The sequence below is a fragment of the Geodermatophilus sp. SYSU D00698 genome (genome assembly GCF_054050335.1).
In genome coordinates, this window is the sequence record NZ_JBJGZD010000003.1 from 229559 (window position 1) to 245143 (window position 15585).

Genomic DNA, 15585 nt, shown 5'->3' on the forward strand with positions numbered 1-15585 from the left:
TCGCGGCGCTGCTGTGCTCCTGGGTGACCTCGCGAGCTCGCTCACCTGTCCACCCCTCCCATCACGGGGTCGATGGAGGCGATGGCGGCGATGACGTCGGCGATCATGCCGCCCTCGCTCATGGCCGCGGTCGCCTGGAGGTTCACGAAGCTGGGGTCGCGCACGTGGACGCGCCACGGCCGGGTGCTGCCGTCGCTGACCACGTGGTAGCCGAGCTCCCCGCGCGGTGACTCGATCGGCACGTACACCTGGCCGGCCGGCACCCGGAAGCCCTCGGTGACCAGCTTGAAGTGGTGGATCAGGGCCTCCATCGAGGTGCCCATGATGTGGCGGACGTGCTCGAGGGAGTTGCCCATGCCGTCGGCGCCCAGCGACAGCTGCGCGGGCCAGGCGATCTTCCGGTCCTCGACCATCACCGGGCCGGGCTCGAGCCGGTCGAGCGCCTGGCGGACGATCTTCAGCGACTCGAACATCTCGGCCATCCGGACCAGGTAGCGGCCCCAGGCGTCGCTGGTGTCGGCCGTGGGGACCTCGAAGTCGTAGTCCTGGTAGCCGAGGTAGGGCTCCGTCCGGCGCAGGTCCCAGGGCAGCCCGGTGGCGCGCAGCACGGGCCCGGTGACGCCGAGCGCCAGGCAGCCGGTGACGTCGAGGTAGCCGACGTCCTTGAGCCGCCGCTGCCAGATCGGCTGGCCGGTGAGCAGCTTGTGGTAGCCGGCCAGGCGCTCCGGCATGACCTCGAGCCACTCGCGGATCGACTCCTCCACGCCGGCCGGCAGGTCCTGGGCGACGCCGCCGGGCCGGATGTAGGCGTGGTTCATCCGCAGCCCGGTGATCTCCTCGAGCAGGTCGAGGCACAGCTCCCGCTCGCGGAAGCCGTTGGTCATGCCGGTGAGCGCGCCCAGCTCCATGCCGCCGGTGGCCAGGCCCACGAGGTGCGAGGCGATCCGGTTGATCTCCATCACCAGCACGCGGATGGTCTGCGCGCGCTGCGGCACCTCGATGCCGAGCAGCTTCTCGACGGCCATGCTGTAGCCGGCCTCGTTGAACAGCGGGGACAGGTAGTCCATCCGCGTCACGAAGGTCGTGCCCTGCACCCAGTTGCGGTACTCGGTGTTCTTCTCGATGCCGGTGTGCAGGTAGCCGATGACCACCCGCGCCTTGGTCACCGTCTCGCCCTCAAGGTCGAGGACCAGCCGCAGGACACCGTGCGTCGAGGGGTGCTGCGGCCCCATGTTGACGACGAGCCGCTCCTCGCCGGAGAGGTCCGCGCCGAAGGCCTGGTCCCAGTCGCCGCCGGTGACGGTGTAGACCCGCCCCTCGGTGGTCTCCCGCGAGCCGGCGTACGGGTCGTAGGTGGTGCTCATCGGTAGCTCCGCCGGGTGTCGGGCGGCGGGATCGTCGCGCCGTGGTACTCCACCGGCACGCCGCCGAGCGGGTAGTCCTTGCGCTGCGGGTGCCCGTCCCAGTCGTCGGGCATGAGGATCCGGGTCAGCGCCGGGTGCCCGTCGAAGACGACGCCGAACATGTCGTACGTCTCCCGCTCGTGCCAGTCCGCCGTCGGGTAGACCGAGGACACCGACGGCACGTGCGGGTCCTCGGCGGTGACGGCGACCTCGAGCCGGATCCGCCGCCGGTAGGTCATCGAGGTCAGGTGGTAGACGACGTGCAGCCGCGGCCGGCCGGCGTCCGCCGCGGGGCCGCCGCTGTCGAGGTAGTCGACGCCGGAGACGCTGCTGCACAGCTCGAAGCGCAGGGCGTCGTCGTCGCGCAGCGCCCGGACCAGGGTGAGCAGGTGCTCGCGGGCGACGAAGTAGGTGATCTCCCCGCGGTCGACGAGGACGCGCTGCACGGCGGCGGCGTAGGTGGCCGCGCCGACGGCGTCGATCAGCGCGTCGGTCACCTCGTCGAACCAGCCGCCGTAGGGGCGGTCGGTGGAGTGCAGCGCGACCGCGCCGCCGGGCTCGACGCGGACCAGGCCGCCGAACCCGGAGGTGTCGCCGCTGCCGCTGACGCCGAACGCGCCCTTGCGGAAGCCGCCGCCCGCGGCCGCGGCGCCCTGCGAGGCGTCGGCGCCGCTGCGGTCGCCGGGGCCGGTCACCGGGACCCGCCGCGCGGTCCGGGCAGCAGGACGGCGTCGCCCCCGCGCTGCTCGATGGCGAACTGGCCCGTGCGCCCGAGGGCCGCGGCCTGTTCGTAGGCCGCCCGCTTGGCCTTGTCGGCGCGGACGCTGGAGGGCATCTCGACCAGCAGGTCGGGGGCGCGGCCCTCGGCCCGCTCCTCCTCGAGCCGGCGGGCCCGCTTCGGACCGAGCGGCTCGTTCTGGATCTTGTGGTGCAGCTTGAGGATCGCGTCCATGAGCATCTCCGGGCGAGGCGGGCAGCCGGGCAGGTACATGTCGACCGGCACCACGTGGTCGACGCCCTGCACCACCGCGTAGTTGTTGAACATGCCGCCGGAGCTGGCGCAGACGCCCATGGCGAGCACCCACCGCGGCTCGGGCATCTGGTCGTAGATCTGCCGCAGGACCGGTGCCATCTTCTGGCTCACCCGGCCGGCGACGATCATGAGGTCGGCCTGGCGCGGGGAGGCGCGGAACACCTCCATGCCGAAGCGGGCCAGGTCGTACCGGCCGGCGCCGGTGGCCATCATCTCGATGGCGCAGCACGCCAGGCCGAAGGTGGCCGGCCACAGCGAGGACTTCCGCGTCCAGTTGACCAGCTTCTCCACCGTGGTCAGCAGGAAGCCGCTCGGCAGCTTCTCCTCGAGACCCACGTCAGCTCCCCTCCGTCAGTCCCACTCGAGGCCGCCGCGGCGCCAGACGTAGGCGTAGGCGAGGAAGACGGTGGCGATGAAGACCACCATCTCGACCAGGCCGAAGACACCCAGCGCGTCGTTGGCGACGGCCCACGGGTAGAGGAAGACGATCTCGATGTCGAAGACGATGAACAGCATCGCCGTCAGGTAGTACTTCACCGGGAAGCGGCCGCCGTGCAGCGGCTGGTCGACCGGCTCGATGCCGCACTCGTACGCCTCGAGCTTGGCCCGGTTGTAGCGGCGCGGACCGACGAACGGCGCGACCGTCACCGAGAACAGCGCGAAGGCCGCGGCGAGCGCGAACAGCCCCACGATCGGGACGTAGGACGACAGCACCGGCACCTCCCTCGGCGGCTCGTGGGCTTGTGAAGAAATTCACAAACTCGTGCCACGAGCCTATGCCGCCGGGAGCGGCAAGTGAAGCGCAGGGGGTGAGTGAGTTCACATCCCCGGGTCACGGTCCGGTCACGGACCGCTTCCGGCGCTCCTCAGACGGACGGCGCCAGGCGGGTGAGGACGGCGACCACGCGGTCGAAGCGGTCGCCGTCGCGGCCGTCGGAGAGGTTGCCCATCAGCCGCAGCGCGGCGTTCACCATCGCCGGCCGCTCGAGCCCGTGCGCGGTGGCGAAGCGGACCAGGCCGGGCCGGTCGAGCAGGGCCAGGAAGGCCATCCCGAGCCGGTGGTGGCGGCCGTAGGCCTCGCGCAGCCGCTCGGGGTAGCGGCGCAGCACCGCCTCGCGGGCCGGCCCCTCCGGTGTCGCGAGCGCCGCGGCCGCCGTCTCCCCGGCCATGCGGCCGGTCTCCAGCGCGTAGCTGATGCCCTCGCCGTTGAACGGGTTGACCACGCCGGCGGTGTCGCCGGCCAGCAGCAGGCCGCGGGTGTAGGCCGGCCCGCGGTTGAGCGCCATGGGCAGGCCGGCGCCGCGCAGCGGGGTGACCGCGTGCTCCTCGCCCAGCTGCCACTCCGGCGGCAGGGTGGCCAGCCAGCGGCGCAGCACGGTGCGGGCGTCGGTCTCGCCGCCGCGCCGGGTGTCGAGCAGGCCGAAGCCGACGTTGGCGGTGCCGTCGCCCATGCCGAAGGACCAGCCGTAGCCGGGCATCGAGTCGGCGGTGGGGCCCTCGGCGGAGAGGTCGAAGGAGATGTCGAGGTAGGGGTCCTCGCCGCGCGGCGTCTCGACGTACCGGCGGACGGCGACGCCGAGCGGGCGGTCCTCGCGGCGGGTCAGCCCGATGGCCTTGGCCAGCCGGCCGGACAGGCCCTCCGCGGAGACGACCAGCGGCGCCCGCCAGGTCACCTCCTCCCTGTCCGGGCCGGCCTGCGCGTGCACGCCCGCGACCCGGCCGGCGTCGTCCAGCAGCGGGCCGGTGACGGTGACCTCCTGCTCGAGCCGGGCGCCGGCGGCCACGGCGTGCTCGGCGAGCATCGGGTCGAGGTCCTTCCGCGGCCGGATGAGCCCGTAGCCGGGCCAGGAGGACAGCTGCGGCCAGTCGACCTCGACGACCCGGCCGCCGCCGAAGACCCGCAGGCCCCGGTGCCGCACCCAGCCGGCCGCCGGGGAGACGTCGATCCCCATCTCGTCGAGCGCCTTCACCGCGCGCGGGGTCAGGCCGTCGCCGCAGACCTTCTCCCGCGGGAAGCGCGCCTTCTCCAGCACGACGACGTCGAGCCCGGCGGTGGCCAGCGTCCAGGCCGCGGCCGACCCGGCCGGTCCCGCACCGACCACCACGACGTCGGCGCCGCCCCCGGCGGTCGGACTCGTCACGCGCGGCCCCCTCGGTGCTCGGAATGCGGTCGTCCCGAGCCTAGGCGGGCCCCCCGCCGGAGCCGCCGGCGAGCGCGGCGTGCACCTCGTCGTCGGACGTCTCGCCGAAGTCGTCGTAGTAGCGGCCCACCGCGCCGAACGGGTGCGGGGTGACCGGGCAGACGACCTCGTCGGCCAGCACGGACAGGTCGGCGCACACGTCGGGCGCCCCGACGGGCACCGCGACGACGACCGCGGCGGGGCCGGCCGCGCGGACCGCGGCGAGGGCGGCGCGCATGGTGGAGCCGGTGGCCAGCCCGTCGTCGACGAGGACGGCGGTGCGGCCGGCGAGCGCGGGCGGCGGCCGGTCGCCGCGGTAGGCGAGCTGGCGCCGGCGCAGCTCGGCGAGCTCGGAGCGGCGGACCTCGTCCGCGGCGGCCGGTCCGACGGGGTTGCGGGCGAGGACGGACTCGCTGCGGACGCTCTCGACGGTCTCCCCCACCGCGGCCAGCGCGCCCATGGCCAGCTCCGGCCGCTCGGGCAGGCCGAGCTTGCGGACCGCGACCACGTCGAGCTCCGCGCCGAGCGCCGCCGCGACCTCGGCCGCGACCAGGACGCCGCCGCGGGGCAGGCCGAGGACGAGCGCGTCGGGGCCGAGCGGCACGGCGGGGGGACGGGCGGGGTCGGTCAGGCGCGCGCCGAGCTGCCGGCCGGCGTCGCGCCGGTCGCGGTACGGGCGGCCGTCCACCGCGCGGCCCGGGTCAGACGGGCTGGGGTCCCGACGGCGGCGGGGCGCTCGGGTCGGTGGGGCTCGGCTGCGGCAGCGGGGCCGGCGACGGCGGGGAGATCGGGTCGACCGGGGACGGCGACGGACCGGGCGGCTCGGGCATCGGTGTCGGTGTCGTCATGCGGCGACGCTATCCCCGCGGGCGTGCCGCGGGAGCCCTCGCCGGCGGCCCGTCAGGGGCGGACGGCGCGGTGCAGCGCGACGACGCCGCCGGTGAGGTTGCGCCAGGCGACGTCGGTCCACCCGGCGGCCCGGACGCGGGCGGCGAGCGCCGGCTGGTCGGGCCAGGCGCGGATCGACTCGGCCAGGTAGACGTAGGCGTCGGGGTTGCTGCTCACCGCGCGGGCGATCCGCGGCAGCGCCCGCATGAGGTACTCGGTGTAGACGGTGCGGAACGGCTTCCAGGTGGGGCTGGAGAACTCGCAGACGACGAGCCGCCCGCCCGGCCGGACGACCCGGGCGAACTCGCGCAGCGCGGCGTCGGGGTCGGCCACGTTGCGCAGGCCGAAGGAGACGACCAGCCCGTCGACGCTCGCGTCGGCGAACGGCAGCGCCATCGCGTCGCCGGCCACCTTGGGCACCGGCCGTCCCGCGCCGGCCAGCAGCATCCCCTGGGAGAAGTCGCAGGCGACGGCGCGCACGCCCCCGGCGGCGAGCTCCACCGTGGAGACGGCGGTGCCGGCGGCGACGTCGAGGACGAGGTCCCCCGGCCGGGCGCCCAGCGCCTCGCGGGTGGCCCGCCGCCAGGCGGCGTCGCGACCGCCGGAGAGCACGGTGTTGGTGAGGTCGTAGCGGCGGGCGACACCGTCGAACATGGCCGCGACCTCGTGCGGCTGCTTGTCCAGCCCGGCCCTCGACCCGGCGGTGTGTGCGCTGTCTCGCCGGTCTGCCACGGCGGACGACGCTACCGGCTGCCTACGCTGGGGGACGTGACGGCAGCGGCGGTGACCACCCCGGACGCCGCCGCGCCCGCCGTGACCACGGTCGCGCTGCCCGACTCCCCCGACCTGCTGGCGCTGCTGCCGCGCGAGGGCGCGCTGTCCTGGGTGCGCCGCGGCGAGGGCCTGGTCGGCTGGGGCGAGGCCGACCGCCTCGAGGTCTCCGGTCCCGGCGCGCTGGCCGAGGCCGCCGCCTGGTGGGCCGACCGCAGCGCCGCCCTCGCCGTCGACGACGAGGTGGGCGTGCCCGGCTCCGGGCCGGTCGTGTTCGCGAGCGCCGCGTTCGACCCCGCGCGGGAGACGTCGGTGTTCGTCGTCCCCGAGGTCGTCGTCGGCCGCCGCGACGGCGTCGCCTGGGTGACCACGAGCGGCGACGCCGACCCGGGCGACGTGCTGGCGGCGGCCCGCGAGCCGCTGACCCCCGCGCCGGGGCGGCTGCGCTACGCCGACGGCGCGCTCGACCCCGCCTCGTGGTGCGGCGCGGTGTCCGCCGCGATCGGCCGCATCGGCGCCGGTGACCTCGCCAAGGTGGTGCTCGCGCGCGACCTGCTGGTCACCGCCGACGTGCCGCTGGACCCCCGCCGCCTGCTCGACCGGCTGGCCGCCCGCTTCCCCGACTGCTGGACCTTCGCCGTCGACGGGCTGCTCGGCGCCACCCCCGAGCTGCTGCTGCGCCGCACCGGCCGGCAGCTGTCGGCGCGGGTGCTGGCCGGCACCGCCCCGCGCGGCGCGGGCGCCGAGGACGAGCGGCTCGCGGCCGGCCTGCTGGCCAGCGCCAAGGACCGCGCCGAGCACGCCCTCGCCGTCGACTCGCTCGTGCGGGCGCTCGACCCGTTCTGCACCGCGCTGTCGGTGCCGGAGCAGCCCTCGCTGCTCACGCTGCCCAACGTGCGGCACCTGGCCACCGACGTCGTCGGCACCCAGCGCCGCTCGGGCGCCCGCGGCCGCGCCGGGCTGCTGGAGCTGGTCGACGCCGTGCACCCCACCGCCGCCGTCTGCGGCACCCCGCCCGAGGCCGCCGCCGGGGTCATCGCCGAGCTGGAGGGCATGGACCGCGGCCGCTACGCCGGGCCAGTGGGCTGGCTCGACGCCCGCGGGGACGGCGAGTTCGGGCTGGCCCTCCGCTGCGCGCAGCTGGTCGACGACGACCCGTGCTCGGCCCGGCTGTTCGCCGGCTGCGGCATCGTCGCCGGCTCCGACCCGGCGGCCGAGCTCGCCGAGACCCAGTCGAAGTTCGCCGCCTTCCAGGCCGCGCTCGAGGGCTGAGCCGGCCCGCTCCCGGCCGGCCGCCGTCCTGCCCCGGGAACGACGAGGGCCCCGGCCGCGGCGCGCGGTCGGGGCCCTCGTCGGGTGAGGCGGAGGTCAGCCCACGTAGTTCACGTGCACGTGGTCCATGTGGTTGGCGGTCGCGCCGCCGCGGTCCTCCATCGCCTTCCAGGCGCCGTCGGGCGAGGTCAGGATGCGCTGCTGCCAGATGACGTACTCGACGCCGAGCTCGTCCCAGTGGTCGACGTGGTACTGGGCGATCGCGTCGCCGAGGGCGGCGTCGGACATGACCATGTAGTCCAGCGCCTTGCCGGAGGGGTGGCCGTCCGGGTCGACCGCGCTGGCCCGCGTGCCGCCGAGGGTGATGTCCGCGGCGCCCGGGACGTTGCTGACGACGGCGTTCGCCGCCGCCTGCACGGCCTCGTGGATCGCGCCGGCGGTGTTCGTGATCTCGGCGACGACCGAGGCCTGCGCGACCTGCGGGGCGGCCTCGGCGATCGGCGGGGTGGCGGCGGGCGCCGCCTCGCCGGCGGCGGCGACCGGGGCCGGGGCGGCCTCGGCGGCGGGAGCCGCAGCGGCCTCGGCCGGGGCGGCGGTCGAGCCGCTGAGCGCCAGCACCTGACCGGGGTAGATCCGGTTCGGGTTGCCGCCGATGACGTCGACGTTGCGCTCGTAGAGCTCCCGCCAGCTCTGGCCGTGGGCGGCGGCGATCTTCGCCACCGTGTCCCGCCAGCGGACGGTGTACTCCTCGGTGCTGACCTCGGCCTGCTCGGCCGGCGCGGCCTGCTCGGCGGCCGGCTGCTCGGCCGGAGCGGCCGGGGCCCCGGCGGCCGGGGCGACCTGCTCGGCGGGAGCGGCCGGCGCCTCGGCGGCAGCCGCGGTGGTGCCGTCGGTCAGGTACTTGCCGCAGGTCGGCCAGGCGCCGACGCCCTGGCCGGCCAGGACGGCCTCGGCGATCTGGACCTGCTCGGCCGGGGTGGCGAGGTCGGCGCGCGGGGCGAGGTCGGTGCCCCCGAAGGCGGCCCAGGTGGACTGGCTGAACTGCAGCCCGCCGTAGTAGCCGTTGCCGGTGTTGATGCTCCAGTTGCCACTGGACTCGCACTGGGCGACGCCGGTCCAGTCGTGGGTGGTGGAGGCGGAGGCCGGCGAGCTCAGGACGCCCAGACCGACGGCGGCGGCGCCGGCGGCGACAGGGGCCTTGGCGATGACCTTCTTGGTGCGGACGTAGCGGGGTGCGCGGTGCTTGGGCATGGTGATGATCTCCCGATCACCGCCGGCGAGGTGAGCTGTCGGGTTCGGGCGATCGGTGCCCGGCCGCGGTCCGCGGCTTCACCCCGAGGCGCGCTCCGACAGGCCCCCGTAGGCCGTCGCGCGCCGGAAGAGTGGGTCCCCCACCCCTGCCCTGGGAGTTGACGTGGGCGACCGGTGGGCAGGGTTTGGCGGACCGGTGCCGCGCTCCGTGTTCGCTGAGCGCAGCCAAAACGTTACGTGTCGTCATGTCGACTGTCGTCGTGACGGCGGTCACACGGCGGTTCGGCCGGGGCGCGTGGGGTATGGCGTGACGTCGGCGTGACCACCGCGCGGGTAACGGAACCCGCTGCTCGTCGCGCAGGATCGGGCCCTGCCGGGGTCGTGCCGCCCCCGCCGCGGCCGCGCCGGGTCCCGTGACGAAGGCCACCGGGAACGCGTGCCGGACCGGCCCGTCACGAGGGCCCGGGACGGGCTCCCGGCCGTGCCCGGCCCCGTCCGGCGCTCCTCGGACCGGTCAGGCCAGCGCGCGGCCCGCGGCCTCCCGCAGGGCGACGGCGAGGTCGGCCTCCGCGCGCTGGTCGGTGCGGGCGACGACCACCCGCGGCCCGCCGCGCGCCAGCGCGGCGGCGAGCTCCTCCGGCGTGGTCACCGCCATCGACTCCCACCCCAGGGACGCCGCGACGGCGACCAGGTCCCGCCCGTGCGGCGTGCCGAACACCCGCCGGTAGTCGCGGGCGTACGCCGGCCGCCCGGGCTCCAGCTGGGCGAAGATCCCGCCCCCGTCGTTGTCGGGCACCACCACGGTGAGGTCCGGGCGCGGCTCGCCCTCGCCGGTGAGCAGCCCCTGCAGGTCGTGCAGGAACGTCAGGTCGCCCATGAGCGCCACCGCCGGCCCGCCGTGGACCAGCGCGGCGCCGACGGCGGTGGACACCGTGCCGTCGATGCCGGCGACGCCGCGGTTGGCGAGCACGGCGACGTCGCCGCGCGGGACGGCGAGCCGGTCGACGTCGCGCACCGGCGTGGAGGAGCCGAGCACCAGCAGCGCCCCAGGCGGCAGCGCGGCGACGACGTCGCGGGCCAGCCGGGCGGCGGTCAGCCCGGGCGCGGCGTCGAGCGCGGCGTCGACGGCGGCGCCCACCCGGTCCGCGGCCGCGCGCCAGGCGGCGGCCCAGCCGGGGTCGCAGGGCGGCCCGGCCGGCGGGGCGGCGCGGGTGACCAGCGCGGCGGAGCGGCCGGCGTCGGGCCAGCGCGGCCCGGCGACCACGGTCTCCACGCGCACCCGCGGGTCGGCCAGCAGCGCGGACACCGGCCGGGACAGCGTCGGCCGGCCGACGACGACCACCCGGTCGGGCCGGTGCGCGTCCAGCCAGCCGGGCACGCCGAGCAGCAGCGCCCCGCCGCGCACGGCGCCGTCGGTCCACGCCCCGCCGCTCGGCTCGGCGACCACCGGCCAGCCGGCCGCGGCGGCGCCGGCCGCCCACGCCCGGCCGGCGGCGTCGGGCCCGTCCCCGGCGACGACGAGCGTGCGCGGGCCGTCGGCGATCGGTGCGGCCGCGGCGGGCGCGGACGCGCCGGCGGTCCACGGCGCGCCACCGTCCCGGCCGGCCCACGGGCCCTCCAGCGGGCCGGGCTCCTCCTCGGGCAGCAGCGGGTCGCGGAAGGGCAGGTCCAGCTGCACCGGCCCGGGGTCGCCGGACAGGACGCCGGTGGCCGCGAGCAGCGCCCGGGACACCACCGAGCGCCAGTAGCGGTTCTGCGCGGCCTCGCGGCCGGCCTCGGGCACGCCGACGTCGGCCGCCCAGCGCACCGCACCGCCGTACAGGCCCGGCTGCTCGATCGTCTGGTTGGCGCCGGTGCCGCGCAGCTCCGGCGGCCGGTCGGCGGTGAGCGCCAGCAGCGGCACCCCGCTGACGTCGGCCTCGAGGACGGCGGCGTGCAGGTGCGCGGTCGCCGTCCCGGAGGTGGTGAGCACCGGCACCGGCCGGCCGGATGCGCGGGCCAGGCCCAGGGCGAGGAAGGACGCCGTCCGCTCGTCGATGCGCACGTGCAGCCGCAGGACGCCGGCCCGCTCGGCGGCGGCCAGCGCCAGCGCGACCGGCGCCGAGCGGGAGCCGGGCGCGACGACGGCGTCGCGGACGCCGCCGCGGACCAGCTCGTCGACCAGCACGCGGGCCAGCGCGGTGGAGGGGTTCACGCGGCCAGCACCGCGCCCAGCCGCTCCGTCCAGCGGGCGGTGACGTCGCCGGGCGCGGTCACGGCGTCCAGCCGGCCGGGGTCGGGCCGGGTCACCGGCAGCGCGCCGTCCACCGGCAGCAGCGGGGCGTCGGTGACGTCGCCGTCCAGGAGGGCGACCGTGGCCAGGCCGCAGGCGAAGGGCAGCTCGGGCAGCGCGGCGGCCAGCGCGACCCCCGCGGCGATGCCCACCGAGGACTCCAGCGCGGAGGAGACCACGCACGGCAGCCCATGCGCCTCGGCCACGCGCAGCGCGGCCCGCACGCCGCCGAGCGGCTGCACCTTGAGGACGACGACGTCGCCGGCCTCCCGCAGGTCGACGCCCAGCGGGTCGTCCGCGCGGCGCACGCCCTCGTCGACGGCGACCCGGACGTCGACCCGGCGGCGCAGCGCGGCGAGCTCGGCCAGCGTGGCGCAGGGCTGCTCGACGTACTCCAGGCCCACCCGGTCCAGCTCCCGGATGCGGGCGACGGCGGTGTCGACGTCCCAGGCGGCGTTGGCGTCCACCCGCAGCGCACCGGACGGGCCGAGCGCGTCGCGGACGGCCTCCACGCGGGCGAGGTCGTCGGCGGCGGTCTGGCCCGGCTCGGCCACCTTCACCTTCGCCGTCCGGCAGCCCGACGCGGTCACGATCGCGTGCGCCCGCTCGGCGCCCACCGCGGGGACGGTCACGTTGACCGGCACCGCGTCGCGCACCGGCGCGGGCCAGCCCTGCAACGCGGCCTCGGCGGCGGCCGCCCACCAGCGGCGGCTCTCCCGCACGCCGTAGTCCCAGAACGGGGAGAACTCTCCCCAGCCGGCCGGGCCGTGCACGAGCACGCCGTCGCGGACGTCGATGCCGCGGAAGCGGGTGCGCATCGGCACCGACCACACCGCCAGCCGGTCGATCCCCTCGGGGAGGCCGGCGGGGGTGATCACGCCCGCAAGCCTATGTCGCGCGCGACGTACCCTCGGGACCCGTGATCCGGCAGCTGACCGTCCTCCCCGCGCCGGACTCCCCCGACGCCGTCCTCGGCACCGTGCTGCCCGCCGTCCGCGCCTGCCTGGAGGGCGCCGCGCCGCTCGCCGTCCTCCCGGCCGGGCCGCCCGCGGCGGCCGCGCGGGAGGTCCTCGCGCCGGACGAGCCGCTCGAGGACGGCACCGACCTCGTCGTCGTCACCTCCGGGTCGACCGGCGGCCCGCGCGGCGTGCTGCTGCCGGCCGCGGCGCTGCGGGCCTCGGCGACGGCGACCCTCGACCGGCTCGGCGGCCCGGGCGCCTGGCTGCTCGCGCTGCCGGTGTCGGCGATCGCCGGGCTGCAGGTGCTGGTGCGGTCGGTGCTCGGCGGCACGGCGCCCACCGTGCTCGCGCCCGGGGAGGACCTGGCCGCGGGGGTGGCGCGGATGCCCGCCGGCCGGCGGTACACCGCGCTGGTGCCCACCCAGCTGCGCCGGTACCTGGAGCGCGAGCCGGCGGCGCTGCGCGCGTTCGACGCGGTGCTCGTCGGTGGCGCGGCCACCGACCCGGGGCTGCTGGCGCGCGCCCGCGAGGCCGGCGTCGCGGTGGTGACCACCTACGGCACGACCGAGACCGCGGGCGGGTGCGTCTACGACGGCGTCCCGCTCGACGGCGTCCGGGTGCGCGCGGACGACGAGGGGATCGCGATCGCCGGACCGGTGCTGGCGCTCGGCTACCGCCGCGACCCGGAGAGCACCGCGGCGGCGTTCGCCGGCGGGGAGTTCCGCACCCGCGACGCCGGCAGCGTCGGCCCCGACGGGCGGCTGACGGTGGCCGGGCGGCTCGACGACGTCGTCGTCACCGGCGGGGTGAACGTGGCCCCGCAGGCGGTCGAGGGGGCGCTGCGCGAGCACCCCGCCGTCGCCGACGCCGTGGTCTTCGGCCGGCCCGACGACGAGTGGGGGCAGCGGGTGGTGGCCGCCGTCGTCCCGGCGCCGGGCGCCGCACCCGACCTCGCGGCCCTGCGGCCGTGGGTGGCCGAGCGGCTGGGCGGCCCGTCCGCGCCGCGCGAGCTGCACCTGATCGGGTCGGTGCCGACGCTGCACACCGGCAAGCCCGACCGCCGCGGCGTGGCGGCCGCCCTGGGTGGAGGGGTCCGTTGATGGCGACGCCCGCGCAGTGGGTGGCCGGCGCCCGGCCCCGCACCCTGCCGGCCGCGCTCGCCCCGGTGCTCGTGGGCACCGGCGCCGCGGCCGCGCTCGACGGCTTCCGGCTCGTGCCCGCGCTGCTGGCGCTGCTCGTGGCCCTGGCGCTGCAGGTGGCGGTCAACTACGCCAACGACTACTCCGACGGCAGGCGCGGCACCGACGCCGTCCGGGTCGGGCCGATGCGGCTGGTCGGCTCGGGCGCGGCCTCGCCCCGCGCGGTGCTGACGGCGGCGCTGCTGTCCTTCGCCGTCGCGGGGGTCGCGGGGCTGGTGCTGGCGGCGCTGTCGAGCTGGTGGCTGGTCGCGGTCGGCGCGGTGTGCATCGCCGCGGCCTGGACCTACACCGGCGGCCCGCTGCCCTACGGCTACCGGGCGCTCGGCGAGGTGTTCGTCTTCGTGTTCTTCGGCCTGGTCGCCGTCGCCGGGACGACGTTCGCGCAGACCGGGCGGGTCGAGGGGCTGGCGCTGGCCGCCGCGGTGCCGATCGGGCTGCTGTCGGTGGCGCTGCTGGTGGTCAACAACCTGCGCGACGTCGAGGGCGACGCGCGGGTGGGCAAGCGCACGCTCGCGGTGCTGCTCGGCGACCGCGCGACCCGGCGGTTCTACGTCGGCCTGCTCGCGGTCGCGTTCGCCGTCGTCGTGGCGATCGGGGTGGGCCGGCCGTGGGCGCTGCTCGCGCTGGCCGCCGCGCCGCTGGCCGTGCCGCCGTCGCGGGTGGTGCTCTCCGGCGGCCGCGGGCCGGCGCTGATCGCCGCGCTGCAGGCCACCGGCCTGCTCACCCTGGCCACCGGCGTGCTGCTCGGCGCCGGGCTCGCCCTGTCGGGCTGAGGCGGGCTCAGGCGGCGGCGTCGCCCGACAGCCGGGCGCGCAGCTGCTCCTTGCGGGTGCGGCGGGCGACGCTGCGGGCGGCCAGGCCCTCGGTCAGCTTGTCGCGGACCGGGCGCAGCAGCACCAGCGCCACCGGCATCGACAGCAGCAGGCCGAACAGCAGCGCCGGGAAGCCGGGCAGACCGACCAGCCAGATCAGCGCGACGAGCGCGACGGCGATGACCAGCCGGCCGAGCGTGTAGAGCAGCAGCCACGGCGCGATCCGCGGCGGGGTCGCGGGACCGCCGGTGGGCGCGCCCGGGGTGGTGCTCTCGGCCATGCTGCTGTCCTCCTGCGTGCTGTCGGGCGTCATCCCGTCCGGCCCTCCCACTTCGTGGAGAGCACGACGGTCGTGCGGGTGCGGGCGACGCCCTCGATCCTGTTCAACGCGTTGATGGCGGCCTCGAGTGCCGGGATGTCGGTCACCCGGACCTTGAGCACGTAGCCCTCGCTGCCGGCGACCCGCCAGCAGTCCTCGACCTCGGGCATCGCCCGCAGCGCCGCCTCCACGCCGGTGTCGTCGACGGCGTCGCTCTCGATGACGCCGATCAGCGCGGTGACGTCGAGCCCGAGGGCGGCGGGGTCGACGACGGCGCGGTAGCCGAGGACCACGCCGGAGGCCTCCAGCTTGCCCACGCGCTCGTGCACGGCCGGCGCGGAGAGCCCGACCTGCCGGGCCAGCTCGGCGATGCTGGCGCGGCCGTTGGCGCGCAGCAGGTCGATCAGCTGCCGGTCGACGGCGTCGATGGGGGGCTCCGTCCAGGTCGTGTGCGGACGCGGTCGCGGCCCGCTCCCCCGAGTATCCCCGCGCTCGTACATTGGGTGCAGGGACGTTCCTGGAGAGGGGAGGCCGGGTGCCGGTCGTGCTGCTGCTGGTGGCGGTGCTCGTGGTGGTGCTCGTGGTCCGGGCGACGGCGGTCGCCGGGAGCGAGCTGCGCCGGGAGCGGCCGGCCCGTCGTCCGCGGCCCTCCCGCGCGTCCCGCCCGGTCGCCCCCGACGACGACCCGGAGTTCCTCCGCGAGCTCGGCCGCCGCGTCCGCCGCGACGACGGCTCCCCCGCCTAGCCGGACCGCAGGCCGAGGACCGCCCCGGCCAGCCGTCGGCCCTGCCGCGGGGTCCCGCCCCCGAGCCTGCGAGGGGTGGGGAGCAGCGGGGTCCTTCAGGCCGCGCGGCCGCCGAACAGACGGCGCCAGCCGCGCGGGCCCGGCGGTTCCGGGTCCCCGTCCGGCGCGGTGCCGGGCACGGCGGGGACGACGTCGATGCGCGCGGTGGCCTCGGGGCCCTCGGTCGCGTCGGTCCCGGCCGCCGCGCCGGCGTCGTCGGCCCGGTCCAGCGAGCCCGGCCAGCCGAGCCCGCCGCCGGTGGTGGTGTCCCCCGGCCAGCCCAGGTCGCCCTCGGTCCCCTGGGCGGTGGCGCCGGGCGCGTGCCGGGTCGCCGGGGTGCCGGTGGCCAGCGCGGCCGCCACGATCGGGTCGGTGCCGGCGCCGTCGGCGGCTGCGTGCCTACCCACGGCGTCCCCCCGCGCGTGCAGTCATGCGCCCATCG

At 77.4% G+C, this 15585-nt stretch carries 17 protein-coding genes and 1 riboswitch; of the genes, 4 read left to right on the forward strand and 13 right to left on the reverse strand.

Annotated elements, in window-relative coordinates; genetic code table 11:
* Nucleotides 1-41: 41 nt before the first annotated feature.
* From ACI8AB_RS04435 to ACI8AB_RS04465, 7 genes are all read right to left on the reverse strand, one after another.
* Nucleotides 42-1364 carry an NADH-quinone oxidoreductase subunit D gene (locus ACI8AB_RS04435; RefSeq protein ID WP_456949090.1) on the reverse strand — a complete coding sequence of 441 codons (1323 nt, stop codon included), beginning with the start codon at nt 1362-1364 and terminating at the stop codon, nt 42-44.
* Complete coding sequence (locus ACI8AB_RS04440) at nt 1361-2098, reverse strand: NADH-quinone oxidoreductase subunit C (RefSeq protein WP_456949091.1); 738 nt, start codon at nt 2096-2098, stop codon at nt 1361-1363. The genes ACI8AB_RS04435 and ACI8AB_RS04440 overlap by 4 nt, the downstream gene beginning before the upstream one ends.
* Entirely contained in the window at nt 2095-2772 is a 678-nt protein-coding gene (locus ACI8AB_RS04445) for a NuoB/complex I 20 kDa subunit family protein (RefSeq protein WP_456901420.1), read from the reverse strand. Before ACI8AB_RS04445 ends, ACI8AB_RS04440 begins: the two co-directional genes overlap by 4 nt.
* 15 nt (nt 2773-2787) lie before the next feature.
* Entirely contained in the window at nt 2788-3150 is a 363-nt protein-coding gene (locus ACI8AB_RS04450; RefSeq protein WP_456901421.1) for an NADH-quinone oxidoreductase subunit A, read from the reverse strand.
* 152 nt (nt 3151-3302) lie between these two features.
* On the reverse strand, nt 3303-4577 hold the full coding sequence (locus ACI8AB_RS04455; RefSeq protein WP_456949092.1) for a geranylgeranyl reductase family protein: 1275 nt from the start codon (nt 4575-4577) through the stop codon (nt 3303-3305).
* Nucleotides 4578-4617: 40 nt separating this feature from the next.
* Complete coding sequence (locus ACI8AB_RS04460) at nt 4618-5304, reverse strand: phosphoribosyltransferase (RefSeq protein ID WP_456949093.1); 687 nt, start codon at nt 5302-5304, stop codon at nt 4618-4620.
* 212 nt (nt 5305-5516) lie between these two features.
* Entirely contained in the window at nt 5517-6236 is a 720-nt protein-coding gene (locus tag ACI8AB_RS04465; protein ID WP_456949094.1) for a demethylmenaquinone methyltransferase, read from the reverse strand.
* A gap of 36 nt (nt 6237-6272) precedes the next feature.
* On the opposite strand from ACI8AB_RS04465, the gene ACI8AB_RS04470 reads away from it, so the two are divergent.
* Complete coding sequence (locus ACI8AB_RS04470; RefSeq protein ID WP_456949095.1) at nt 6273-7547, forward strand: isochorismate synthase; 1275 nt, start codon at nt 6273-6275, stop codon at nt 7545-7547.
* Nucleotides 7548-7643: 96 nt separating this feature from the next.
* On the opposite strand, the gene ACI8AB_RS04475 is transcribed toward ACI8AB_RS04470, so the two are convergent.
* The 3 genes from ACI8AB_RS04475 to ACI8AB_RS04485 all read right to left on the reverse strand — a co-directional run bounded on the left by ACI8AB_RS04475 (nt 7644) and on the right by ACI8AB_RS04485 (nt 11948).
* Nucleotides 7644-8798 carry a transglycosylase family protein gene (locus ACI8AB_RS04475; protein WP_456949096.1) on the reverse strand — a complete coding sequence of 385 codons (1155 nt, stop codon included), beginning with the start codon at nt 8796-8798 and terminating at the stop codon, nt 7644-7646.
* Nucleotides 8799-8802: 4 nt separating this feature from the next.
* Nucleotides 8803-8972: riboswitch (cyclic di-AMP (ydaO/yuaA leader) on the reverse strand.
* A 340-nt stretch (nt 8973-9312) separates the two neighbouring features.
* The gene (gene menD, locus ACI8AB_RS04480) at nt 9313-10992 is read right to left on the reverse strand and encodes a 2-succinyl-5-enolpyruvyl-6-hydroxy-3-cyclohexene-1-carboxylic-acid synthase (RefSeq protein WP_456949097.1); all 1680 of its coding nucleotides are present in this window, start codon (nt 10990-10992) and stop codon (nt 9313-9315) included.
* Nucleotides 10989-11948: an o-succinylbenzoate synthase gene (locus ACI8AB_RS04485; protein ID WP_456949098.1), complete on the reverse strand. Its 960-nt coding sequence runs from the start codon at nt 11946-11948 to the stop codon at nt 10989-10991. Before ACI8AB_RS04485 ends, menD begins: the two co-directional genes overlap by 4 nt.
* Before the next feature lie 41 nt (nt 11949-11989).
* Here ACI8AB_RS04485 and menE point away from each other — a divergent pair, with 41 nt between their 5' ends.
* Nucleotides 11990-13129, forward strand: a complete 1140-nt coding sequence (gene menE / locus ACI8AB_RS04490; protein WP_456949099.1) for an o-succinylbenzoate--CoA ligase — start codon at nt 11990-11992, stop codon at nt 13127-13129.
* Nucleotides 13129-14001 (forward strand): 1,4-dihydroxy-2-naphthoate polyprenyltransferase, encoded by an 873-nt coding sequence (locus ACI8AB_RS04495; RefSeq protein WP_456949100.1) that lies wholly within the window; start codon nt 13129-13131, stop codon nt 13999-14001. The genes menE and ACI8AB_RS04495 overlap by 1 nt, the downstream gene beginning before the upstream one ends.
* 7 nt (nt 14002-14008) lie before the next feature.
* Here ACI8AB_RS04495 and ACI8AB_RS04500 read toward each other — a convergent pair whose 3' ends face one another.
* A complete protein-coding gene (locus ACI8AB_RS04500) occupies nt 14009-14320 on the reverse strand; it encodes a DUF4229 domain-containing protein (protein WP_456949101.1) in 312 nt (103 codons plus the stop codon).
* 29 nt (nt 14321-14349) lie between these two features.
* Nucleotides 14350-14859: an Lrp/AsnC family transcriptional regulator gene (locus ACI8AB_RS04505; RefSeq protein WP_456949102.1), complete on the reverse strand. Its 510-nt coding sequence runs from the start codon at nt 14857-14859 to the stop codon at nt 14350-14352.
* A gap of 35 nt (nt 14860-14894) precedes the next feature.
* On the opposite strand from ACI8AB_RS04505, the gene ACI8AB_RS04510 reads away from it, so the two are divergent.
* On the forward strand, nt 14895-15104 hold the full coding sequence (locus ACI8AB_RS04510) for a hypothetical protein (RefSeq protein ID WP_387988404.1): 210 nt from the start codon (nt 14895-14897) through the stop codon (nt 15102-15104).
* A 95-nt stretch (nt 15105-15199) separates the two neighbouring features.
* On the opposite strand, the gene ACI8AB_RS04515 is transcribed toward ACI8AB_RS04510, so the two are convergent.
* Nucleotides 15200-15550: a hypothetical protein gene (locus ACI8AB_RS04515; protein ID WP_387988403.1), complete on the reverse strand. Its 351-nt coding sequence runs from the start codon at nt 15548-15550 to the stop codon at nt 15200-15202.
* Nucleotides 15551-15585 lie beyond the last annotated feature (35 nt).

Bases quoted from the DNA above. Each gene is read 5' to 3' on its own strand.
- ACI8AB_RS04500 (WP_456949101.1), bottom strand. From the start codon at position 14,320: ATGGCCGAGAGCACCACCCCGGGCGCGCCCACCGGCGGTCCCGCGACC.
- ACI8AB_RS04495 (WP_456949100.1), top strand. From the start codon at position 13,129: ATGGCGACGCCCGCGCAGTGGGTGGCCGGCGCCCGGCCCCGCACCCTG.
- ACI8AB_RS04435 (WP_456949090.1), bottom strand. From the start codon at position 1,364: ATGAGCACCACCTACGACCCGTACGCCGGCTCGCGGGAGACCACCGAG.
- ACI8AB_RS04505 (WP_456949102.1), bottom strand. From the start codon at position 14,859: ATGTACGAGCGCGGGGATACTCGGGGGAGCGGGCCGCGACCGCGTCCG.
- ACI8AB_RS04475 (WP_456949096.1), bottom strand. From the start codon at position 8,798: ATGCCCAAGCACCGCGCACCCCGCTACGTCCGCACCAAGAAGGTCATC.